The organism is Nocardia sp. NBC_00403, from assembly GCF_036046055.1.
Taxonomy (GTDB): domain Bacteria; phylum Actinomycetota; class Actinomycetes; order Mycobacteriales; family Mycobacteriaceae; genus Nocardia.
The window spans coordinates 6,904,129-6,925,859 of record NZ_CP107939.1; the positions used below are offsets into that span (position 1 = coordinate 6,904,129).

23 protein-coding genes are annotated in these 21,731 nt (G+C 67.5%); 11 read left to right on the plus strand and 12 right to left on the minus strand.

Features of this window, described 5'->3' with window-relative positions; translation table 11 throughout:
* Positions 1 to 83 precede the first annotated feature (83 nt).
* From ppgK to OHQ90_RS30910, 3 genes are all read left to right on the plus strand, one after another.
* Entirely contained in the window at positions 84 to 842 is a 759-nt protein-coding gene (ppgK, locus tag OHQ90_RS30900; protein ID WP_328403495.1) for a polyphosphate--glucose phosphotransferase, read from the plus strand.
* 217 nt (positions 843 to 1,059) lie between these two features.
* On the plus strand, positions 1,060 to 2,409 hold the full coding sequence (locus tag OHQ90_RS30905; RefSeq protein WP_328403497.1) for an RNA polymerase sigma factor: 1,350 nt from the start codon (positions 1,060 to 1,062) through the stop codon (positions 2,407 to 2,409).
* Positions 2,410 to 2,628: 219 nt separating this feature from the next.
* Positions 2,629 to 3,495, plus strand: a complete 867-nt coding sequence (locus tag OHQ90_RS30910) for an MHYT domain-containing protein (RefSeq protein WP_328403499.1) — start codon at positions 2,629 to 2,631, stop codon at positions 3,493 to 3,495.
* On the opposite strand, the gene eutC is transcribed toward OHQ90_RS30910, so the two are convergent.
* The 3 genes from eutC to eat all read right to left on the minus strand — a co-directional run bounded on the left by eutC (position 3,470) and on the right by eat (position 7,262).
* The gene (eutC, locus tag OHQ90_RS30915; RefSeq protein ID WP_328413202.1) at positions 3,470 to 4,273 is read right to left on the minus strand and encodes an ethanolamine ammonia-lyase subunit EutC; all 804 of its coding nucleotides are present in this window, start codon (positions 4,271 to 4,273) and stop codon (positions 3,470 to 3,472) included. The genes OHQ90_RS30910 and eutC overlap by 26 nt on opposite strands.
* Before the next feature lie 158 nt (positions 4,274 to 4,431).
* The gene (locus OHQ90_RS30920; protein WP_328403501.1) at positions 4,432 to 5,844 is read right to left on the minus strand and encodes an ethanolamine ammonia-lyase subunit EutB; all 1,413 of its coding nucleotides are present in this window, start codon (positions 5,842 to 5,844) and stop codon (positions 4,432 to 4,434) included.
* Complete coding sequence (gene eat, locus OHQ90_RS30925) at positions 5,841 to 7,262, minus strand: ethanolamine permease (RefSeq protein WP_328403503.1); 1,422 nt, start codon at positions 7,260 to 7,262, stop codon at positions 5,841 to 5,843. Before eat ends, OHQ90_RS30920 begins: the two co-directional genes overlap by 4 nt.
* A gap of 175 nt (positions 7,263 to 7,437) precedes the next feature.
* On the opposite strand from eat, the gene OHQ90_RS30930 reads away from it, so the two are divergent.
* Complete coding sequence (locus OHQ90_RS30930) at positions 7,438 to 8,199, plus strand: rhomboid-like protein (RefSeq protein WP_328403505.1); 762 nt, start codon at positions 7,438 to 7,440, stop codon at positions 8,197 to 8,199.
* Here the strand turns inward: OHQ90_RS30930 and OHQ90_RS30935 are convergent, their stop codons facing one another.
* From OHQ90_RS30935 to OHQ90_RS30945, 3 genes are read right to left on the minus strand one after another with little or no spacing between them, the layout of a single operon-like run.
* Positions 8,200 to 9,381, minus strand: a complete 1,182-nt coding sequence (locus OHQ90_RS30935) for a cation:proton antiporter (RefSeq protein ID WP_328403507.1) — start codon at positions 9,379 to 9,381, stop codon at positions 8,200 to 8,202. It lies immediately after the preceding gene.
* Between the two features lie 4 nt (positions 9,382 to 9,385).
* Positions 9,386 to 9,868: a cation:proton antiporter regulatory subunit gene (locus OHQ90_RS30940; protein ID WP_328403509.1), complete on the minus strand. Its 483-nt coding sequence runs from the start codon at positions 9,866 to 9,868 to the stop codon at positions 9,386 to 9,388.
* A 44-nt stretch (positions 9,869 to 9,912) separates the two neighbouring features.
* Positions 9,913 to 10,608 (minus strand): GAP family protein, encoded by a 696-nt coding sequence (locus OHQ90_RS30945; protein ID WP_328403512.1) that lies wholly within the window; start codon positions 10,606 to 10,608, stop codon positions 9,913 to 9,915.
* Between the two features lie 109 nt (positions 10,609 to 10,717).
* On the opposite strand from OHQ90_RS30945, the gene OHQ90_RS30950 reads away from it, so the two are divergent.
* Together OHQ90_RS30950 and OHQ90_RS30955 are read left to right on the plus strand one after the other, a co-directional pair.
* Positions 10,718 to 11,923, plus strand: coding sequence for a sensor histidine kinase (locus tag OHQ90_RS30950; protein ID WP_328403514.1), 1,206 nt, complete (start codon positions 10,718 to 10,720; stop codon positions 11,921 to 11,923).
* The gene (locus tag OHQ90_RS30955) at positions 11,920 to 12,567 is read left to right on the plus strand and encodes a response regulator transcription factor (RefSeq protein ID WP_328403516.1); all 648 of its coding nucleotides are present in this window, start codon (positions 11,920 to 11,922) and stop codon (positions 12,565 to 12,567) included. The genes OHQ90_RS30950 and OHQ90_RS30955 overlap by 4 nt, the downstream gene beginning before the upstream one ends.
* Here OHQ90_RS30955 and OHQ90_RS30960 read toward each other — a convergent pair whose 3' ends face one another.
* Positions 12,568 to 12,927 carry a DUF952 domain-containing protein gene (locus OHQ90_RS30960; protein WP_328403518.1) on the minus strand — a complete coding sequence of 120 codons (360 nt, stop codon included), beginning with the start codon at positions 12,925 to 12,927 and terminating at the stop codon, positions 12,568 to 12,570.
* Between the two features lie 273 nt (positions 12,928 to 13,200).
* Between OHQ90_RS30960 and OHQ90_RS30965 the strand changes: the two genes are divergently transcribed.
* Entirely contained in the window at positions 13,201 to 13,395 is a 195-nt protein-coding gene (locus OHQ90_RS30965; protein ID WP_029903635.1) for a DUF7455 domain-containing protein, read from the plus strand.
* 71 nt (positions 13,396 to 13,466) lie between these two features.
* On the opposite strand, the gene OHQ90_RS30970 is transcribed toward OHQ90_RS30965, so the two are convergent.
* Positions 13,467 to 14,177 carry a TetR/AcrR family transcriptional regulator C-terminal domain-containing protein gene (locus tag OHQ90_RS30970; protein WP_442941507.1) on the minus strand — a complete coding sequence of 237 codons (711 nt, stop codon included), beginning with the start codon at positions 14,175 to 14,177 and terminating at the stop codon, positions 13,467 to 13,469.
* Between the two features lie 181 nt (positions 14,178 to 14,358).
* On the opposite strand from OHQ90_RS30970, the gene OHQ90_RS30975 reads away from it, so the two are divergent.
* Both OHQ90_RS30975 and OHQ90_RS30980 read left to right on the plus strand, forming a co-directional pair.
* Complete coding sequence (locus OHQ90_RS30975; protein ID WP_328403520.1) at positions 14,359 to 16,182, plus strand: DEAD/DEAH box helicase; 1,824 nt, start codon at positions 14,359 to 14,361, stop codon at positions 16,180 to 16,182.
* Complete coding sequence (locus OHQ90_RS30980; protein ID WP_328403522.1) at positions 16,182 to 16,736, plus strand: SWIM zinc finger family protein; 555 nt, start codon at positions 16,182 to 16,184, stop codon at positions 16,734 to 16,736. The genes OHQ90_RS30975 and OHQ90_RS30980 overlap by 1 nt, the downstream gene beginning before the upstream one ends.
* A gap of 81 nt (positions 16,737 to 16,817) precedes the next feature.
* Here OHQ90_RS30980 and OHQ90_RS30985 read toward each other — a convergent pair whose 3' ends face one another.
* A complete protein-coding gene (locus tag OHQ90_RS30985) occupies positions 16,818 to 17,393 on the minus strand; it encodes a class I SAM-dependent methyltransferase (RefSeq protein WP_328403524.1) in 576 nt (191 codons plus the stop codon).
* A gap of 54 nt (positions 17,394 to 17,447) precedes the next feature.
* On the opposite strand from OHQ90_RS30985, the gene OHQ90_RS30990 reads away from it, so the two are divergent.
* The gene (locus OHQ90_RS30990; RefSeq protein WP_328403526.1) at positions 17,448 to 18,233 is read left to right on the plus strand and encodes an AraC family transcriptional regulator; all 786 of its coding nucleotides are present in this window, start codon (positions 17,448 to 17,450) and stop codon (positions 18,231 to 18,233) included.
* Here the strand turns inward: OHQ90_RS30990 and OHQ90_RS30995 are convergent, their stop codons facing one another.
* Positions 18,234 to 18,974 (minus strand): SDR family NAD(P)-dependent oxidoreductase, encoded by a 741-nt coding sequence (locus OHQ90_RS30995; RefSeq protein WP_328403528.1) that lies wholly within the window; start codon positions 18,972 to 18,974, stop codon positions 18,234 to 18,236. It lies immediately after the preceding gene.
* Between the two features lie 106 nt (positions 18,975 to 19,080).
* On the opposite strand from OHQ90_RS30995, the gene OHQ90_RS31000 reads away from it, so the two are divergent.
* Positions 19,081 to 19,698, plus strand: a complete 618-nt coding sequence (locus OHQ90_RS31000; protein ID WP_328403530.1) for a TetR/AcrR family transcriptional regulator — start codon at positions 19,081 to 19,083, stop codon at positions 19,696 to 19,698.
* Between the two features lie 13 nt (positions 19,699 to 19,711).
* Here OHQ90_RS31000 and OHQ90_RS31005 read toward each other — a convergent pair whose 3' ends face one another.
* Both OHQ90_RS31005 and OHQ90_RS31010 read right to left on the minus strand, forming a co-directional pair.
* On the minus strand, positions 19,712 to 19,957 hold the full coding sequence (locus tag OHQ90_RS31005) for a hypothetical protein (RefSeq protein WP_328403533.1): 246 nt from the start codon (positions 19,955 to 19,957) through the stop codon (positions 19,712 to 19,714).
* 6 nt (positions 19,958 to 19,963) lie between these two features.
* A complete protein-coding gene (locus OHQ90_RS31010) occupies positions 19,964 to 21,715 on the minus strand; it encodes a DEAD/DEAH box helicase (RefSeq protein ID WP_442941508.1) in 1,752 nt (583 codons plus the stop codon).
* Positions 21,716 to 21,731 lie beyond the last annotated feature (16 nt).

A 21,731-nucleotide genomic window follows, 5' to 3' on the forward strand; every position in this document is an offset into this window, starting at 1 on the left:
ATTCGCGTGCCTTGCGGCCGTGGCGGGGACTGTGCGGCGGCGTCATCATCACACCGGCCAGCACAGGGAACGAGGGAATCGTCATGTCCGCTCGGGGGCACGCATTCGGTATCGATATCGGTGGCAGCGGCGTCAAGGGCGCCGCGGTGGATCTGGCCACCGGTGGGCTCGTCCATGAGCGGATCAAGATCGCGACACCGCATCCGTCGACACCGCAGGCGGTCGCCGACACGGTGGCCAAGGTCGTCGCTCAGGCGGACTGGGACGGTCCGGTCGGCGTCACGCTGCCGTGTGTGGTGCTCGAGGGCGTCGCACGCACCGCGGCCAATGTCGACAAGGCCTGGATCGGCACCGACGCGCGGGCGCTGTTCTCCGACGCCCTCGGCGGCCGGGAGGTCACCGTGCTCAACGACGCGGACGCGGCCGGCCTGGCCGAAGACCGTTATGGCGCGGCAAGGGATTTCGCCGGTCTGGTGCTGCTGCTGACCTTCGGCACCGGCATCGGCTCGGCGTTGATCTTCCACGGCACGCTGGTGCCCAATAGCGAATTGGGCCATCTCGAGATCGGCGGCATGGAGGCCGAGCATCGGGCCGCCGCCTCGATCAAGGACCGTGACGGCCTGTCCTACGAGCAGTGGGCGGCGGAGGTCAGCATGGTGCTGAGCGGTCTGGAGAATCTTTTCTGGCCGAAGGTGATCGTCGCAGGTGGCGGCATCAGCCGCGATGCGGACCAGTGGATTCCTTTGCTGACCAACCGAACTCCGGTGATTCCCGCGGATCTGCGCAATACCGCGGGTATCGTCGGCGCGGCGATGGCCATCGACGCGGGCATCGCGCCGTGATGCGGCGCGGCGTTTTGTGCGCCGAGCCGAGGTTCCGAGGACCCGCCAATGCGACAGGTGGCCATGGGTACCCTGGTTCGATCGTTACAATGGAAAGTACTCCGGCCGCGAGCCGGAAACCCCCAGCCCGGCACTCCGCCGGTGAAACCCGACAGACCGCTCCGCCGGAACACCACTCTGGCGTGACGCCGCACGAGACCGTCACGAAAGGGCGTACGTGGTAGCCACGACCCGTCAGACCGCCGACTCGGCCGAGGCCGACTCCGCAGATGTAACCGAAGCACGGCCGGTCCGCAAGGCTGCTGCGAAGAAGGCCCCGGCGAAGAAGGCCGCAGCCAAGAAGGCTCCGGCCAAGAAGGCCGCTGCCAAGGCGCCCGCAAAGAAGGCCGCGAGCAAGAAGGCCGATGGCGAGCCCGGCGAGGAAAACCTCGACGAGGAGTCGCTCGATCTCGAGGACCTCGGCGATCTGGAGGTGTCCGAGGACGACCTCGTCGAGGAGGAGGTTGTCGACGACCCTGCCGAGGAGGTCGCCGACGACGAAGCCGAGGCCGAGCCGACGGCAGCCGACAAGGCTTCCGGCGACTTCGTCTGGGACGAGGAAGAATCCGAGGCACTGCGGCAGGCCCGCAAGGATGCCGAGCTCACCGCCTCGGCCGACTCGGTGCGTGCCTACCTCAAGCAGATCGGCAAGGTCGCGCTGCTCAACGCCGAGGAGGAGGTCGAACTCGCCAAGCGGATCGAGGCCGGCCTCTACGCGGCGGAGAAGGTGCGCGAGTTCGCCGAGCAGGGTGAGAAGCTGCCGGTCGCCATGCGCCGCGACTACACCTGGATCGTGCGCGACGGCAACCGCGCCAAGAACCACCTGCTGGAAGCCAACCTGCGCCTGGTTGTCTCGCTGGCCAAGCGCTACACCGGTCGCGGCATGGCGTTCCTGGATCTGATCCAGGAGGGCAACCTCGGCCTGATCCGCGCGGTGGAGAAGTTCGACTACACCAAGGGCTACAAGTTCTCCACGTACGCCACCTGGTGGATCCGGCAGGCCATCACCCGCGCCATGGCCGACCAGGCCCGCACCATCCGTATCCCGGTGCACATGGTCGAGGTCATCAACAAGCTCGGTCGCATCCAGCGCGAGCTGCTCCAGGATCTGGGCCGTGAGCCCACTCCGGAGGAGCTGGCCAAGGAAATGGACATCACGCCGGAGAAGGTGCTGGAGATCCAGCAGTACGCGCGTGAGCCCATCTCGCTGGACCAGACCATCGGTGACGAGGGTGACAGCCAGCTCGGTGACTTCATCGAGGACTCCGAAGCCGTTGTCGCGGTCGACGCGGTGAGCTTCACGCTGCTGCAGGATCAGCTGCAGTCGGTGCTGGAGACGCTGTCGGAGCGCGAGGCGGGCGTGGTCCGGTTGCGCTTCGGTCTCACCGACGGCCAGCCGCGCACACTCGACGAGATCGGTCAGGTCTACGGAGTTACCCGTGAGCGCATCCGGCAGATCGAGTCGAAGACCATGAGCAAGCTGCGCCACCCCAGCCGCTCTCAGGTGCTGCGGGACTACCTCGACTAGATCGAAACGGTTCCGACAGGCCCGTATCCGCTCGGCGGATGCGGGCCTGTTTCGTTATCCGACCGCTAACCAATTTCGGTTTCAACCAAACCATGAAGTGACCGAAACCACTTCTGCGGATTGAATTTTCGAGACTCGAGCCGCGCAGTCCTGCCGTATCGTCTGACCCGCTGTCGTTTCAATAGCCGGATGTTCTTACTCCGGCATAGGGGGCGTTACGTGCTAGATATTCATCATTTCAGTTACGGGTTGCTCACCCCACTTCTGGCCTACACCATGTCCGTCACCGGATGCCTGCTCGGATTGCAGTGCGCCGCAAGGGCACGCACCGGAGACAGCCGCGGAGGCTGGATCGTCGCCGCCGCGATCTCCATCGGCGGCACCGGCATCTGGGTCATGCATTTCATTGCGATGCTTGGCTTTTCGATCCGCGGCACCGAGATTCGCTACGACGTCCCGCTCACCCTGTTGAGCGCGGTCACCGCGATGACGGTGGTCGGCATCGGGCTGGTCATCGTGATCAGGCCGCAGCCGACAGTGCTCGGTCTGCTGGCAGGCGGGAGCTTCACCGGCATCGGGGTCGGCGCGATGCACTACACGGGGATGTATGCGATGAAGTCGGACGCGAACATCGCCTACGACTCGACGCTGGTTGCGCTGTCGATGGTGATCGCCGTCGTCGCTGCGACCGTCGCGCTCTGGTTCACGTTGCGCGTCACGGGTCTTCTCGCCACCGTCGCCGCGGCGCTGATCATGGGCGTCGCGGTGTGCGGCATGCACTACACCGGGATGGCGTCGATGCACGCACACCGCAACGACCATGCGATGCCGCCGTCGGGCACCGGCGCGATGGAGCTGATCGCCCCGGTGATCGTGGTGATAAGCGTGGTCAGCATGCTGCTGCTCATCAGCGTCAGCCTCACCGACATCGATCGCAGTATCGACCTGCCGCCACTGAAGCTGAGCAATGTGCGCACGGAAAGTGCTGCCGCACGAAGGGTTTCGATCGCGCAGCCCGAGCCGCTGGAGCCCGCGACGGCCTACTGGCCGACCATCGAGATCAGCGACCGGCCCCGATCGAGATGATCTCCCCCGCGCCCACCGCAGCGGTGCGCGAGGTGTCCTTCAGGTCGACGCCCGACCTGCCGAGCAGTCGAGCGCCGGAAACCAAGCCCGCCACCACCTTTGCCGCCTGCGCATAACCCAGCCCGTCCGGCGGGTGGATGTTGGAAATGCAGTTTCGGTCGGCATCGGTCCGGCCCGGCCTCGGCAGGTGGGTCAGGTAGATGCCTAGGCTGTCGGCCACCGACAGTCCCGGCCGCTCGCCGATCAGCACGACAACCGTTGCCACACCCATGAATTCGGCTATGTGGTCGCCGAGAGCGACCCGAGCCTGCGTGGCGATCACCGGGGCCGCGATCGAATACCGCGGCGCGAGTTCCTCGATGAGGGCGGCGAGCATGGCGGGGCCGTGATCTGTCAGTGCGCGCGGCGAAAGCCCGTCTGCCAGTACGAATCCGATCTCCGCACCGCTGTGCGGCACATGCGATATAGCATGCTCGCCTGCCGATGAAGTGGCGGGCACCCGCCCCAGATCGGGCCTGCGCAGGTACTCGGCGCGGTCGCGGGCCCGGCTGCGCACGTGCGCGACGTCCCCCAATCCCAGCCCCGTGATCTGCTCGGCCAATTCGGCCACACCCAGCGGCATGTGCACCGCATCGCGGGCCGCCGCGTGCGCGGCACGAAACTCCAGCACTCGTCCCGTCGGGAGAGCGTCACCGGTGCGGCCGAGTCCGATCCTGGCCTGGGTGGTGCGCCGCAGTTCTTGCCAGAACCGTTGCTCCGCAGCGTAATCCGATCCGATCACGGGCGACGCCACGCTGCCCGCTTCCTGTCGATCGGCACCCGGCACGGCGTCTGCGGGCCGCCCTTCGACGACCGCGCTCTGCCGACGGCCCGCCGCTGCGGTGCGGGCATCGAACTCGGACAGCGCAACGAAGTCCGCGGACGAGCTGTCGCCGCTCATCGCGTCACCGCTAATGCGCGCAGCGGCGAGGCGAGCGGCTCGACGGGCAGCACGCGACCGGTGGCATCGATCATGCCGAGGCCGTCCAGCCACGCCTCGAACTCCGGCGCAGGCCGCAGCCCGAGCACGCGCCGGGCATACAGCGCGTCGTGGAAGCTCAGGCTCTGATAGCCGAGCATCACGTCGTCGGCGCCGGGCACGGCGATGACGAAGGCGCAGCCCGCCGCACCCAGCAGGGTGAGCAGGGTGTCCATGTCGTCCTGGTCGGCTTCGGCGTGGTTGGTGTAGCAGACGTCGACGCCCATGGGCAGGCCGAGGAGCTTGCCGCAGAAATGGTCTTCGAGGCCCGCCCTGATGATCTGTTTGCCGTCGTAGAGGTATTCCGGGCCGATGAAGCCGACAACCGTGTTGACCAGGAGCGGGTCCAGGTCACGTGCCACCGCATAGGCCCTGGTCTCCAAGGTCTGCTGATCGACGGGCTTGCCACCGGCGCCCAAGTGCGCACCCGCCGACAGCGCCGATCCCTGACCGGTTTCCAGGTACATCACGTTGTCGCCGACCGTGCCGCGGCCGAGCGAGCGGCCGGCCTCGTTCGCTTCGCGCAGCAGCGAGATGTTCACCCCGAAGCCCGCATTCGCACCCTCGGTGCCCGCGATCGACTGGAACACCAGATCCACCGGCGCACCGGCCTCGATCAGCCCCAGCGTGGTGGTCACATGCGACAGCACACAGGATTGGGTCGGAATATCGAAGCGTGTGCGCACCTCGTCGAGCAGATGCAGCAGATCGGCGGTCGCCTGCGGCGAATCGGTGGCGGGATTGATGCCGATCACCGCATCACCACAGCCGAGCAGCAGCCCGTCGAGCACGGCGGCGGCGATGCCGCGGGGATCATCGGTGGGATGGTTCGGCTGCAACCGCGTGCCCAACCGCCCCGGCAGGCCGATGGTGGTGCGGAACCCCTTGGTCACCTCGACGGCGCGCGCTACCGCGATCAGATCCTGGTTGCGCATGATCTTGCTCACCGCCGCGACCATTTCCGGCGTCAGGCCCGCCGCGACGGCCGCCAGGGTCACCGCCGCGCCGACGCGCGCCGAGACCTCGAGCAGCCAGTCCCGCAGCCCACCGACGGTGAGATGCGAAATCGGCTGGAAGGCGGTGCGGTCGTGGGTGTCGATAATGAGCCGGGTGACCTCGTCGGACTCGTACGGCACAACGGGATCGTTCAGGAACTCCTGCAGCGGCACCTCGGCGAGCGCCCACTGGGCGGCGGCCCGCTCGGCATCGGACCCGGCCGCACAGCCCGCGAGTTCATCGCCACTGCGCAACGGGGTGGCCTTCGCGAGCAGTTCGACCAGTCCGTCGAAGACATAGGTGATGACGCCGAGTTGCTGGGTGTAGCGCGTCATTCGAGTTCCGCTTCCGCGCGGGCCAGCATGGCGAACTCCTCGTCCGGCGAGTTCGCCACCAGCCGGTGGCGGCTGTAGAGAGCGAAATAGAGCAGGAAAGCGACGAACGCGGCCAGCGTCCACGATGCGGCCACCGGATCGACGAGGAAGGTGGCAATCACGGCGGCGCAGGCGATCACGAGCGCGAACGCGGTGGTGACGATGCCACCCGGGGTGCGGTATGGCCGTGGCATGTTCGGCTCGCGGACCCGCAATACGATGTGGCTGACCATCATCAGCACGTAACTCACCGCCGCGCCGAAGACAGCCATGTTCAGCAGCATCGCACCCTCGCCGGTCAACGACAGCGCGAAACCGATGGCGCCGGGCACGATCAGCGCAAGCACCGGGGCCTTGCGGTTGTTGGTGACCGACAGGCCGGTCGGCAGGTAGCCCGCCCGCGAGAGCGCGAAGGTCTGGCGCGAGTAGGCGTACACGATGGAGAAGAAGCTGGCCACCAGGCCCGCGAGCCCGATGTAGTTCACCAGCTTGGCGGTCGATCCGTCGCCGAGCGCCTCGACAAGCGGGTTACCGGAGGTCGAAATCGCTTGGGCGCCAAGAGCTCCGGTGGCAAGGATAAGCACGGCCGCGCCGGTGACGATCAGCACCAGCATGCTGATGATGATGCCCTTCGGCACGTTCTTTTCCGGTTCGCGCGCCTCCTCGGCGGCCAGCGGCACACCCTCGACAGCCAGAAAGAACCAGATCGCGAACGGAATGGCGGCCCAGATGCCGAACACACCGAACGGCAGGAACGACGAGCTGCCCGCGGCATTCGGATCAGCCGGAATATCGGTCAGGTTGCCCGCGTCGAAAAGTCCCCATGCCGACACCGCGAACACCGCGAGACCGACCAGCGCGATGGCGGTGATGACGAACATCGCCTTGAGCGCCTCGCCCGCACCCGTCAGATGCACGCCGATGAAGAGCGCATACACGGCCAGATACACCCACCAGCCGTCGGTGATACCGAACAGATTCAGCGATTCGATGTATGCGCCGATGAAGGTGGCAATGGCGGCGGGCGCGATCGCGTATTCCAGCAGGACCGCAGTGCCGGTGGCGAAGCCGCCCCACGGACCGAGCGCACGCCGGGCGAAGGTGTAGCCCCCGCCCGCGGTCGGCAGGGCCGCCGACAGCTCGGCCATGCCGAGCACCACCGCCAGATACATGCCCGCGATCACGACAGTGGCGATGAGCAAGCCGCCGAAGCCCCCCTGTGCGATCCCGAAGTTCCAGCCGGAGTAGTCGCCGGAGATCACATAGCTCACCCCGAGCCCCGCGAGCAGCACCCACCCCGCCGTGCCGGAGCGCAACGTCCGCTTGGCCAGATAGTCGTCGCCGATCAGGCTGCCGACCTTCCCCTCATCGATCGTCATGTTTGCTGCACACTCCTCATCCACCGGCCCACGCGGTCGGTGGCCCAATTCTGGGATGGGCATGTTGCGCGGAGGTGACCGGACGTTACGAGCGAACCGCCAGGTCAGGTGACCCCGGGCACACCGAGGGCGGATCGGGCGACACGACCGGGTGGCGCACGGCACACTGCATAACGTGGTTGCTCCCACTTCGCGCCGGCCTCGGGCACCCTGGACACACACCGTCGATCTCGGCACGGAGGTGCGCGCCGCATGGGCTTGGGTACGCCGCCCCGGCCTGCTGCGCCGGATTCCTCCGGCGGTGCGTCATCACCTCTCCGCCGCACCCGCGAGCACCGCTTATGCGTTCACCCTCTTCGTGACCTGGTGGACCCTGCGCGGCGTCGGCGGGTCGGTCGAGCGCAGGCTGATCTTCTCGGCCTCGACCAACCTCTACAACATGCAGCACAACCCGATTCAGGTGTTGGTCGCCTCCGCATTCTGGACCGAGGGCGAGTTCCCGTGGGTGACCATTGCCGAGTTCCTGCTGCTGATGGCCGCCGCGGAACGCTGGCTCGGCACCGGACGCTGGATCCTGCTGTTCGCGACCGGGCACATCGGGGCGACCTTGCTGACCGTGACCGCGATCGACCGTCTCATCACCCGCGGCATCATTCCGACAAGGGTCGCAGTGGCCGCGGATGTCGGCACCAGCTACGGATTCACCGCAGTGCTGGCCGCGATGGCGTTCCTCTTCCGCGGCAAGGTCCGGGTGGCGTGGATCGGCCTCATCCTCGTCTCGCTCGCCGCCGCCCTGGTCGTCGGCCCGACATTCACCGACTACGGCCACCTCTGCGCGGCACTGATCGGACTGCTTGTCGGCATGGTCGCGAGCACGTTCTGGCGACGTCTGGAACGAGTGCGCAACCGGTCGGACGAGGTGGATCAGGAGGTGTGATCAGGCCGTGGCCGGTGGCGCGACGCGACGCTGCACCAGTCCGATAACGGGTTCGACCACGCGCGCCGCGATCGGGCCGAGCACCGCCATCAGCAGCACATACGCCGAGGCGAGCGCGGCGAGGTCGCCGTCGACCCCGCCCATGGTGACCGCCAGTCCCGCGATGACGATGGAGAATTCACCGCGTGCGACCAGTGCCGCGCCCGTCCGTGCACGGCCCATCCTTCGGATGCCCTGCCTGCTGGCGGCCCACCACCCGGTGGCGATCTTGGTCAGCATGGTGATGACGGCGAGCGCGATGGCCCAGCCGAGGACAGGCGGGATGGCCTGCGGATCGGTGCCGAGCCCGAAAGCCACGAAGAAGATGGCCGCGAAGAGGTCCCGGATCGGTTCCAGCAGTTTCGTCGCCTCGTGCGCGGTCGAACCGGAGATCGCGATACCGAGCAGGAACGCGCCGACCGCCGCAGAGACGTTCAATGCGGAGGCCGCCCCTGCCACCAGCAATGCGGCGCCCAGCAGCTTCAGCAGGAACACCTCGCGGTCGGAGCTGTCGACGACCGCCGACACGATGCGGCCGTAACGCAGCGCGACAACGAGCACCACCGTCACTGTCACCAGCGCGATGGCCAGTGCCTTCAACCCGCTGAAGAAGCTGAGACCCGCCAGAATCGTGGTGAGCAACGGCAGATACATCGCCATCGCGAGATCTTCGAACACCAGAATCGACAGGATCACCGGAGTTTCCCGGTTGCCGAGCCGTCCGAGATCGTTGAGCACCTTGGCGACGATCCCCGAGGACGAGATGTAGGTGACCCCCGCCATGGTGATCGCACCGTTCACGCCCCAGCCGAGCACTACCGCCACCACAGCGCCGGGGGTCGCGTTCAAGACGATGTCGAGCAGACCCGCGGCCCAGGAGCGCCGCAAACCGGTCACCAGCTCCGGCGCGGTGTACTCGAGACCGAGGAGCAGCAACAGCAGAACAACGCCGATTTCGCTGGCGAGACGGCCGAATTCGTTGGCCGCACCGAGTTCTATCAAGCCACCTTGGCCGAACGCCAGCCCGCCTAAGAGGTACAGCGGGATCGGCGACATGCCGAAACGGCCTGCGACTCTGCCCAGCATGCCAAGGACGAAAAGCACAGCCCCGAGCTCGAGTAGTGCGAGCGCGGTTTCCGTCACGGGCTCACCCGTGCGTAAGAATTTTGGCGGCCGCGTCCAGACCGTCGGGCGTCCCGACGACTACGAGCAGGTCATCGACGGCGAAGGTGAAATCGGGACCGGGTGAGGGGTGCAGCTGGCCCGCACGCATCACCGCGACGATCGATGTCTTGGTCCGCGTGCGCATTCCGGTCTCGCCGAGGGTGCGGCCCTCGTACGGCGAATCCTCGCCGATGGGCAGCTGTCTGGTGGTGATGCCCGGCAGATCCCGATGATCCTCGCGCAGCTTCGCGACCAACTGGGGTGCGCCGAGCAGGTTCGCCAGGACGGCGGCCTCATCGGCGGTCAGCGGAATCTGGGCGGCACAAGCATCGGGATCGTCCAGTTTGGACACGATGAGATCGATGCCGCCGTCACGGTGGTCGACCACGCCGATTCGGCGACCCGAGCGCGCCGAGAAATCCTTGCGGACCCCGATCCCGGGAAGAGCGGTGACATCGACATTCACACTATCCACCCTAGCGCTCGAGTACGACACACATTCAGGTGAGGCTAACTGCCGACGAGTCCACCGATCGCACCGCGCGCGAGCACGATTCCGGCGATGGCCAGCGTCCAGCCGGTCGCGCTGTCGGCGTACCTGCTCAGGAAGTTGTCGATCCGGACGAGCAGCGGCTCGATCCTGCTGTGCCACATCGTCCGTGCGGCGATCAGCACCAGCGCCGGCCCGGCCATCACCACGCAGTAACCGGCCAGCAATGTCACCGAAGAGACGATCGACAGGTGACTGGTCGCCAACAGACCGATGGCGGCCAGGTAGGGCACCATCGAGAACACCTCCAGCGTCCCCGCGCTCAGCGCGAGCACCGCGAGCCCGGCCGCGGAAGACTGCGATGCCAGTACCCGGGTGCGCCACGCGGCGGTCCGATCCAGCTCTCCACGCGCTCGGCGCTTGGTGGAGTCGAATCGCCACGAGACCGCGAACAGCGCGACGCCGAGCGCCAGTTGTGGTACCAGCAGCCACGGGCTGCGCGCGGCGTCGCGGAAACGCTCCAGACCCGAATCCAGGACGAACAGGCCGAGCACACCGACGAGGAAATAGAAGGCCGTGATCGCAGCCAGATAGACCAGCATTCGGCGGGCAGGTGGGCGCTGCGTCGCAAGCAGCAACCACACGGGGACGATCAGCGTGCCGATGCTGGTGCTGTCCACCAGGGCAAGTCCGATCAGGGCGAGTATCAGTGTCACCGACCGAGACTCCCTCGTGTTGGGCGGCGTCGGCGTCGGCCGTCGGACCGACGACCGCTCATCACTTCGGTGGACCTGCGCGCGCGGCTCGGTGTGCTGTGATGGGGACGTGAGGAGGCAGTGGTCGGCGTTGTCGGCGATGGTGCAGGACGCGCTGATCGCCGGCTTCGTGTTCGCCTTCGGCGCGACGCTGTATGTCGCAGGGCTGTATCCGATGACCTCCGACAGTATCGATCCGTCGCTGACGGTGCGTTTCGGCGTGCTCGCGCTGATGTGCGCGGTGTCGCTGCTGCGCCGCAGGACCCCGTTGTGGGCTCTGGCCCTCGGACTCGTGCCGCTCGGCATCGACCTGTGGCTCGGTGCGACGGTGCCGATCTGGATCATGTATTCGGATCTGATCTATGCCGCCGTCCTGTACGCACCGCCCGCGCGGTCCCGGTTCGTGGTGGCGGCGGGCGCGGTGCTGTCGGCGGTGGCGGCGGTGCTCGCCTTGGTGCTCACCGGCGACTGGCGCGTGATGGCGTTGGCGATCACCGCGGCGGTCGCCTTCATCGGCACCTCGATCTGGTGGGCGCTGTCGGTGCGGCACCACCGGGAGATCGCCGGTGCCGAACGCGCACGCGCGCAAGCACTTTCTCTGGTCGCCGAGCTGGACCGGCGGGCGGCGATCGCCGACGAGCGCAAGACGATGGCGCGCGACCTCCACGATGTGATCGCGGGCCACCTCTCGGCGATCGCCATCCAATCCGAAGCGGCGCTCGGTGTGTTGTCCCGCCAGGAATCGGCCGACCCGGCGGTGACCGGCATCGTCGGCTCGATCCGGTCCAACAGCGTCAGCGCATTGCAGGAGATGCGGACCATGATCGGGCTGCTGCGCCGCGACGACGGCGCCGAGGACGATCCGGCCGCGCCGCGGCGGCTCGCGCAGCTGCCGATCCTGGTCGACGCGGCCCACGCGGCCGGGATCACCGTGCGGGTGGCCTCGGACATCGACGGTGTCGAACTGCCGAGCGCAGTCGACCAGGCCGCCTACCGTATCGTCCAGGAAGCGCTCACCAACGCGATGAAACACGCACCGGGACAAGCGGTCGACATCGAGGTGTCCGTCGAGGCGACGACAGTGGCTGTGCTGGTGCGCAATCAGGTCAGATCGACGCCGCGGCAGCAGTCCGAGGACCCGGAGGCGGGGCGCGGCCTGGTGAATATGCGTGAGCGCGCCGCCGCACTCGGCGGCAGCTTCACCGCAGGACCGGCTACCTCGGGTTGGGAAGTGCTTGCCCGACTACCGATTTCGATCACCAAGGAGACATCGTGACGATTCGGGTGCTGATCGCCGACGACCACGGCGCGATCCGGGCCGGCCTGCGGATGATCCTCGACGCCACCGCGGACATCGAGGTGGTCGGCGAGGCCGCAGACGGGGATATCGCTGTGGCACAGGCGAAAGCGCTGCGCCCGGATGTGGTGCTGATGGATGTGCGAATGCCCGGAGTCGACGGCATCACCGCCACCGGCCGGATCACCGCCGACGCACTGGCCAAGGTGCTCATCCTGACCACCTTCGATCTCGACGAGTACGTCTTCCGAACGTTGCGAGCTGGCGCCTCGGGGTTCGTGCTCAAATCCGCGTCGGGACAATCGCTGGTGGACTCCGTGCGCGCGGTGGCCGCGGGCGATGGCGTGCTCGCGCCGGAGGTGACCGCGGCGGTGATCAACGCCTTCGCCACGACGATCCCGGAGGACACCGAGCCCGCGCCCCAGGGGTTCGCCGATCTCACCGAACGCGAACGCGAGGTGCTCGACTGTCTCGGCGAGGGGCTGACCAACGCGCAGATCGCCACCCGACTGTTCATCGGCGAGACGACCGTGAAGACGCATGTCTCGCGGGTACTCACCAAACTCGGTGTGCGGTCCAGGGTTCAGGCTGCGATCCTGGCCAGGGAAGCCAAGGATCGGTAGTCAGCGATCCAGTGGGGCGAAGGTGCCGTCGGGGCCGGGCAGGTACTCGACGACGGCGGTGACCGCGCCTGCGGGCAGCGGACCGTAGAGATGCGGGAACAGCATGGACTCCGGGTCACTCGGCACACCCGGCTCCCACTTCACCGGCGCGCCGACCCGCGCCGGGTCGATGCGTAGTAGCACCAGATCCTGGCGACCCGCGAACAGCCGATTGGCGGGCAGGTGTGCCTGCTGCGGCGCGGACAGGTGGATGAACCCGACCTCGTCGAGCGAAGCCGGCCGGTGCTCGCCGGTCTGGCGCGTGGTCAGCCACTCCGACAGAGTGCAAATGTGAACGAGAGTGTGAGTGTCGTGGATCACGGGTAATCTCCCGGTAGACAACTGGATAGGCCTGTTCGTGATCGTGATCGCGTGGGGTTCGGTACGTGACCAGTGATGTTCGCCTTTAGCGAAATCCCAGGTCGTGTTACAGAAAACACACAGAATCACTTCCGGGAACAAAGCCCCCGTCCCGAACGTCTGACAGAGTAGTCATACCCCTGCTGGGAAGTAGCGGTAGCGAGCCCGCGGAGTGACCACGGGCCCCACACCAGGTGAACGGACTGTAGTGCCGGGAGCCAGGACGGAGGAGTCATGCCAGGAACCCTGACAAGCACCCCACTGACCGCGGTCGATCGTTGCGACCGCTGCGGGGCGGCTGCACGAGTGCGTGCCGTACTGCCCGCAGGTGGCGAGTTGCTCTTCTGCCAGCACCACGCGAACGAACACATGGATCGACTGCGTGAGCTCGAAGCCGTGATCGATACGGAATCGGCTCCCGCCCTGTAACCCGTCCAGTTTCGCGTCCCGACACAACAGCATCGAACAACAGAACATCGCGAATACCAGCAGCGGGCGACCTACACGTCGCCCGCTGTTGGCGTTGCACCGCACTCGCCGAGGATGCCGTCCAGCAGTGCAGCAAGGCCGAACGCGAACGCGCCGTCCGGATCCGCCGGCGCCTGATAGTGCTCGCCCGCGGCGGCCCCGACGCGCGAGGACAGCGGGAACAGCGCCACCGGCATCGCCTGTGTCAGTAGCGGACCGTGCTGCTCCCACCACTGCGCGTCCGAGAGTTCGGCGGTACTGCGGGTCGCGGCGATGGCCATGCGCGCGTTTCCGGTCGCGAATTCCGACAGCACGGCGATGACCCGGTCCATCGCCACATCCGATAGACCGATTCCGTCTATCGCGCCCAATTGGCGTTCGTAGCGCCGCATTCGGCCGGGGCCGAGCACCAGTCGCCACGGCGGCACCTCGAGCAGCCACGGATGGTTGATCAGCTCGGTGCGCACTTGGGTGGCGATGGCGGCCATCCGATCGCGCACGGGCATGTCGCCCGGGATGGGCGCGTCCTCGTCGGCCACCGCGTCGACCATCAGCACCGCCAGCGCGTCCTTGCTCGGGACATAGGTGTAGAGGCTCATGGGTTTGAGACCGAGTTCGGCGGCGACCGTCCGGATGGATACCTTCTCGTAGCCGTCGCGGTCGGCGAGGGCGACCGCGGCGGTAACCACGGCGTCGACGCTGACTGTCTGTTTGGGTCCGCGACCGCCGAGACGCTGCGGCATGGTGTGCCGCCAGAGCAGGCTGATCAGCTGTTTCGCCTGGTCGGAAGTGGTGCCGTTGGTCACGTGCCTCCTCGAAACAAATCCAGTACGGTGTACGTTGTTACAATACTCCGTACGCCATACGACGAACTAGGGGTGCGCTCTGCCAAGCACACAGGCCACATATCTTCCCGACCGTCACATGTTCGCGCTGTGGACCTGGACCGGGCATGCCGTCGGACGCGCACCGGAGGGCGACCACGAGACCATGCGGCTCGCGGTACCGACCGGCGCGCGCGACGCCATCGAGGTCGCGGACGTCGACTGCGCGCTCGTCGACCCCGAGGATCTGCTCGGTCTGACCATCGAGGGCGCGGGGGCATCCGTCGACGCCTGGCAGGCCGCCCTCCGCCCCACCGGCGAGCTGTCGGACCCCGCGGCCACTGCGGGCAACACCACCCACGAGACGTCGGGCCCGCCGGACGCCGCTGCGCCTGCCGCCGCGACACCGCCGATCGGACCGGCGCTTCCGATTGCGGCACACGCCGTCCCCGACGCGGTCGGCACGTCGATCTACGCTGCCGAACGCGCGCTGCGCGTGCTGCACGAAACCCGTTCCATCGTCGCGGAATTGCGTTCCACACTGAAGGCCGAGCTGCGACCGTATCAGGCACGTGGAGTCGGCTGGCTGCACGAGACAGTCGCCGCGCACGGTGGCGCGGTGCTGGCCGACGAGATGGGGCTCGGCAAGACGGTGCAGACCATCGGCTTCCTACTCGGCCGGGCCTCGGCAGGACCGCAGCTGGTGGTCTGTCCCACCTCGCTGGTCGGCAACTGGGCGCACGAAATAACCCGGTTCGCGCCGGAGCTACGCCCGGTCGTGTGGCGCGGTGGCGACCTCGCTGCCGAAGCGGGCGAGGTCATCATCACCGGGTACCCGACGCTGCGCCTGCACGGCGGCGCACTGAACGACCGAACTTGGGCGACAGCAGTTTTCGACGAGGCGCAGGCGCTGAAGAATCCGCGCACCCAGATCGCCAAGGCGGCACGCGCACTCACCGTCGACGCGCGGGTCGCGCTCACCGGAACCCCGGTCGAGAATCATCTGGAGGAACTGTTCGCACTACTGAACCTGGTCGCGCCCCGACTGTTCGGGCACCGCACCCAGTTCCGACGCCGGTTCGTGCGGCCGATCCACGAGGGCTCTGCCGCCGCGGCTGCGCGGCTGCGCAATGCGATCGAACCGGTGGTGCTGGCGCGCAAAAAAACTCAGGTCGCCGCCTCCCTGCCGGCGAAGATCCACAGCGATCTGCTGTGTGATCTCACCTCGGAACAGGAGACGCTCTACGACCAGTTGCTCGATCGGGCGATCGACGACGGATTCGGCCACGGCGCCCAGCGCCAGAGCCGGGTGCTCGCGGCACTGACCGCACTCAAACAGGTCTGCAACCACCCCGGACTGATCACCGGCGAGCTCGGCGAGCTGGCAGGTCGCTCCGGCAAGCTCGACCTGTGCACCGACATCGTGGCCAACAATCTCGAAACCGGTGATCCGACACTGATATTCACCCAGTACCGGCAGACCGGTGAACTGCTGGTGCGACACCTCGCAGAACAGTTCGGGGTGAGCGCGCCGTTCTTCCACGGCGGATTGAAACAGTCGGAACGGGCCGCGATCGTCTCCGGGTTCCAGGCCGAGGACGGACCGCCGGTGCTGGTGCTGAGCCTGCGTGCGGCGGGCACTGGCCTCACGCTGACGCGCGCCGCCGATGTCATCCACTTCGACCGGTGGTGGAACCCTGCGGTGGAGGCCCAGGCCTCCGACCGGGTGCACCGGATCGGTCAGACCAGGACCGTCACCATCACCTCCCTCACCTCGGGCACCACCGTCGAGGAGCACATCGCGGGGATGCACGACCGCAAGTCCGCGCTCTCGGACCTCGGCGATTCGGCAGGTATCGCCGCACTGGCAAAGCTCGACGACGACCAGCTGGTCGAGATCCTGCGCCGCAAGAGGGGGAACTGATGGCGGACAACGAATTCGGCTACACCGCCTGGGGCATGGACTGGGTTCGCCTTGCCGAGCCGATACGCCAGACCCGTCCCGAACCACTGCTCCCCCGAGCCCGCAGCATCGCCCGCAACAACGGCGTCCAGGCCACGATCGAGGGCCGCATCGTCCGCGGCGCCATCCACCGCGGCGGCCAGGCCTCGGTCACCCACGTCGAGGTGACGCCGCTGCCCCGGGCCGCCGTCACCGCGATCGCGGAGATCATCACCGACCCGACGGTCCTCACCGACGACATGCACCGGGCACTCGTTACAGCGAGCGTCGCCACGGCACCCGTGCTCGCAGGCACCGACTGCTCGTGCTCGGCCCGTTCGGCCCGCTGTGTGCACGTCTTGGCGGTGTTCTACGAGGTCGCCCGCCGCGTCGACGAGAACCCGCGCCTCGCCCTCGAACTCCAGGGCTATTTCCGGCCGGCCCAGGATGCGGCAGCGACCACAGTGGAAGCACCGCGATGGGTGCCGATCAACACCCTCGACCCCGCCGGCTACTTCGGATCGCACCCGAGCTGACGGGATGAGGTCGCGACCTTGGGGATTGCACTCACTGTCGACGCATGAACCCGAAGACTCGCGGGGTGCCGTCGCCGATCTTCACGGGGTTCCTGGCCGATGGGCACGGAATCGGAAACTGCCTGCGCCGGTGTCGATCTCGATATCGGTGAAGCCGACCCTGGCGAGACGCTCCGCGGCATCTTGCGGGGGCACCGGCAGGCAGGTGTCGCCCAGGTGCATCAGGCGGAAGACTCGGGTGTCGAGTCCATCGCTGCCCGCGAACACACCTCCCGGCTGCAGCACCCGGAACGCCTCGGCGAACAGTGCGTCCTGCTGCCGGACCGTCGGGACGTGGTGCAGCATGGTGAAGCACACCACGGTGTCGAATTCGCGGTCCGGCAGCGGCATTTCAGCGCCGTCGCCCTCGACCACGGTCATCGCGCCGCCGTGCCGGTCACGCAGGCGGTCGGCCAGTGCGGTGTCGATCTCGAGTCCGGTGAGGGTGCTGGCTCGCTCCAGCAGGGCGCGCACGTTCGCACCGTAGCCGGGGCCGATCTCCAGTGCGGAGGAACCGAGTTCGAGACCCGACAGCGCCCACGGAACGATCTTCGTCGCACTGGCCCGCTCCCACATCGCCGACCGGCAGAGGATTCGGTGGAAGTAATTCATCGCCATCAGCTCACGCTAGGGGCGCGCGGGCGCGGCCACGACAGGCTACGGTGACACACTGTGTCGCAGAACGGCCAACCTTCGGTCCTCGGCCGATCCCTGGTGCTCCCGGCCACCGCCGGCGACACCGCGATGGTCTTCGGCGCCCGCGTGCTGCCCGCAGGCCACTGGTTCGACACCCACGAGCATCCGCAGCATCAAATCGCCTGGGCCGCACGGGGTGTCCTCGTGGTCGAGATCGGCGACGGCCACTGGGTGCTGCCACCCACCCGGGCGCTGTGGATTCCCGGCAACACCGGGCACCGGACCGGGACCTCCGAGGGGGCCACAATGCACGGCATCTTCGTGGAACCGGACCGGTGTCCGGTCGCCTTCGGCGCGCCGACCATGCTGCGGGTCACCCGGCTCCTGCACGAATTGTTCGACCATCTCACCGCACCCGACACTGCCCCCGCGCCACGTCGCCGCGCGGAGGCAGTGGTTTTCGATCTGCTCGAACCGGTCGAGGTGATCCCGATCGGCGCGCATCCGCCGTCGGATCCACGAGCCAGGCAGGTGGCCGATGCGCTCACCCGTGATCCGGCCGATGCTCGCACCCTCGGCCAGTTCGCCGTCCACGTGTCCGCCGCGCCGCGCACGCTGGCCAGACTGTTCGTCGCGGAGACCGGAATGAGCTTCGGCCAGTGGCGAACTCAGATCCGGCTTGCCGCCTCGCTGCCGCCGCTGGCCGCCGGCATGCCGATCGCGCGGATCGCCGGGCGGGTCGGATACTCCACACCGAGTGCGTATGTTGCGGCGTTCCGGCGCGCCGTCGGCGTATCGCCCGGGCGCTACTTCGCGCGCTGATCAGGAGTTCGTACCGCCGTCGACGGTGAAGAACGCGCCGGTGATGCTGCGGCCGGTTTCCCCCGCGAGGAAGGTCACCATTGCGGCAATGTCGTCGGCGGTGCCGAACCGACCGAGCGCGGACAGTTCCCGCTGGTGGGCGGCATGGTCGCCGTCGGCCGGATTCATGTCCGTGTCGGTCGAGCCCGGCTGCACCAGGTTGACCGTGATGTTGCGCGGACCGAGTTCGCGCGCAAGCGCTTTGGTGAATCCGTTCAGCGCGGACTTGCTGAGGTTGTACAGCGAAAGCCCACCGAACGGCGCATGCTCGGACAAATTGGTGCCGATGCTGATGATGCGGCCGCCGTCGGCCATATGCGCCACCGCGGCCTGTGCGCCGACGAAAGCGGCGCGGGCGTGGATGTTGAGCGCGCGGTCGACCTCCGCCACCGTGAACTCCTCGAACGGTTTGGCCGGGAAGATGCCCGCATTGTTGACCAGCACATCGAGTCCGCCCAGTGCGGCGGCGGTCCGGTCGACGGCGCCCTTGACATCGGCGGCGTCGGCGCTGTCGGCCTGAATCGCGATGGCCCGGCGACCGAGCGCCTCGATCTCGGCGACCACGGACTTCGCCAGCACATCGGCGCTCTGGTAGGTCAGTGCCACATCCGCACCGGCGGCGGCCAGCTGCCGCGCGATCGCGGCGCCGATCCCCCTGCTGCCACCGGTCACCAGCGCCACCTTGCCTGTCAGGTTCGACATTGTCGCTCCTCCAATTTCTGTGTCGATCAGTACATAAATAGCTAAGCGCATACCCCGGTCCGCGTCAAGGGGTATATTTAACGATCGACACAGAAAGGAGACCGCCATGGCGACTCGTGGACGCCCACGTGCTTTCGACCGCACCGAAGCATTACGACGCGCCATGGAGGTGTTCTGGGAGCACGGCTACGAAGGTTCGTCGATGAGCGACCTCACCTCCGCGATGGGCATCAACTCACCGAGCCTGTACGCCGCATTCGGCGGTAAGGAAGCACTGTTCCGCGAGGCCATCTCGCTCTACGGGCAAACCGAAGGCGGCTACACCGACCACGCCCTGCGCGAGGAATCAACCGCCCGCGCCGGCATCGAGGCGATGCTGCGCGACAACGCGGTCGCCTACACCGTCGAGGACAAGCCGCACGGCTGCATGGTCGTGCTCGCGGGCTCCACCTACACCACCCGCAACGAGAGTGTGCGCGACTTCCTCATCGAAAAGCGGCGCGAGACAACCGAAAACATCCGCAGACGGCTCGATCGCGGTGTCGCCGAAGGCGATCTGGCCCCGACTGCCGACACCGCCGCACTGGCCAGCTTCTATACGACGGTCCTCTACGGGCTATCCATCCAGGCCCGCGACCGTGCCGATCTGGCCGAGCTGACACGGTCGATCGACTGTGCCATGGCGGCCTGGCCCGCCGACATCTCGGTGCCGAGCGCGCCATGAAGGACGCTCCGAACTACAGGCGCGGATCGTGCATCAGCCGAAAGCTGTGCAGCGCAGTCGAATCGCCGATCGCGGTGAACTCCCGGCCGACCACCTCGACCGCCGAGATATCGCAGTCGTCGGCGATGTCCTCGACCGACAGCCGCATCGGCCGATCGGCACGATGCCACGGCGTCACCGCGTACGCGGCATCCTCGACCGCCAGCATCACCCAGAGCGGAATGCGGCCGTCGGGCAGAACTCGGTAGTTGCGTGACACCCGGCGCTACTTCCTCCGCAGCGCCGCGATGCGCTCGACCAGCTGATCCGTTGTAGCCAAAGCTGTTGGCGGGCCACCACATTCGCGGCGCAGCTCGCCATGGATGACGCCGTGCGGTTTGTTGGTGCGGTGATGGTGCATAGCGACGAGACTGTTGAGCTCGCGGCGCAGCTCGCCGAGCCGGTCGGCCGTCGCGACTCGCTGCGCCGCGCTGGCGACCTGCGGGCCAGGGTCGGGGGTGCTCGACTCGCCGCGCTCGGCGATCTGTCTGGACTGGCGATCGCGCAACAACGCCCGCATCTGATCGGCGTCGAGCAGACCAGGGATGCCGAGATAGTCCGCCTCCTCGGCACTACCCGCGATGGTGGCGGTGCCGAACGAAGAACCCTCGTAGATCACCTGATCGAGCTCGGCGTCGGCGGCCAGGGCGACAAACGGCTTCTCGTCCTCGCCCGGCTCGTCCTTCTGCTTGTTGGCATCGATCAGCAGCTCGTCGTCGAGGCCGTCTTTCTCCCGATGCGGCTTGCCGATGACGTGGTCGCGCTGCAACTCCAGCTGCGCGGCCAGATCCAGCAGCACCGGCACCGAGGGCAAGAACACGCTCGCGGTCTCACCCGGCTTGCGTGCGCGCACGAAGCGGCCGACAGCCTGGGCAAAGTACAACGGGGTCGAGGCGCTCGTGGCGTACACGCCGACCGCGAGGCGCGGCACGTCGACGCCCTCGGACACCATCCGCACCGCGACCATCCACGGCTGGGTGTTATTGCTGAACTCGGCGATCCGCTTCGAGGAGTCGGGATCATCCGACAACACCACCGCGGGCCGCTCCCCCGAGATGTGCTCCAGCAGTTCGGCATAGTCGCGGGCGCGCTCCTGATCGGTGGCGATCACCAACCCGCCCGCGTCGGGCATGCCGGAGGTGCGCTTCTGCCGCAGGCGGGTGTCGGCGGCGCGCAGCACCGCGGAAATCCAGTCGCCGGCCGGGTCCAGCGCGGTACGCCAGGCGCGTGCGGTGTGCTCGGCGCTCAGCGGCTCGCCGAGGCGCGCGGTGTATTCCTCGCCCGCACTGTCGCGCCAGTGTGCCTCGCCGGAGTACGCGAGGAACACCACCGGCCGCACCACGCCGTCGGCGAGCGCCTCGGCGTAACCGTAGGCGTGGTCGGCGCGCGAACGCGGGAACCCACCCTCGTCGGGTTCATAGGTGACGAACGGGATCTGACTGTCGTCGCTGCGGAATGGGGTACCGGTCAGCGCGAGTCTTCGGGTGGCATCGCCATAAGCCTCGGCGGCCGCGTCACCCCAGGTCTTGGCGTCGCCCGCATGGTGGATCTCATCGAGAATCACCAGGGTCTTGCGGTTCTCGGTGCGCACCCGATGTCGGGAAGGATGCGAGGCAACCTGCGCGTAGGTGACCACGACACCGTGGTAGTCACCGGAGGTGCCGCCCGTCGCGTTGGAGAATCGCGAATCCAGCGCGATGCCGACCCGGTTCGCGGCCTGCGCCCACTGGTGCTTCAGGTGCTCGGTCGGCGCGACGACGGTGATCTGGTCGACGGTGCGGTCGGCGAGCAACTCTGCGGCGACCCGCAGTGCGAAGGTGGTCTTACCCGCACCGGGGGTAGCCACCGCGAGAAAGTCCCGAGGCTTGGTCGTCAGATATTTCGTCAGTGCGCGACGCTGCCACGCACGGAGCGAACCACCTGAAACCGTGGCGCTCGATGCTTCCGAATCGCCCGGCGTTTCCGCTTCTCCCGCCACAGCGGCGCCCGACCCA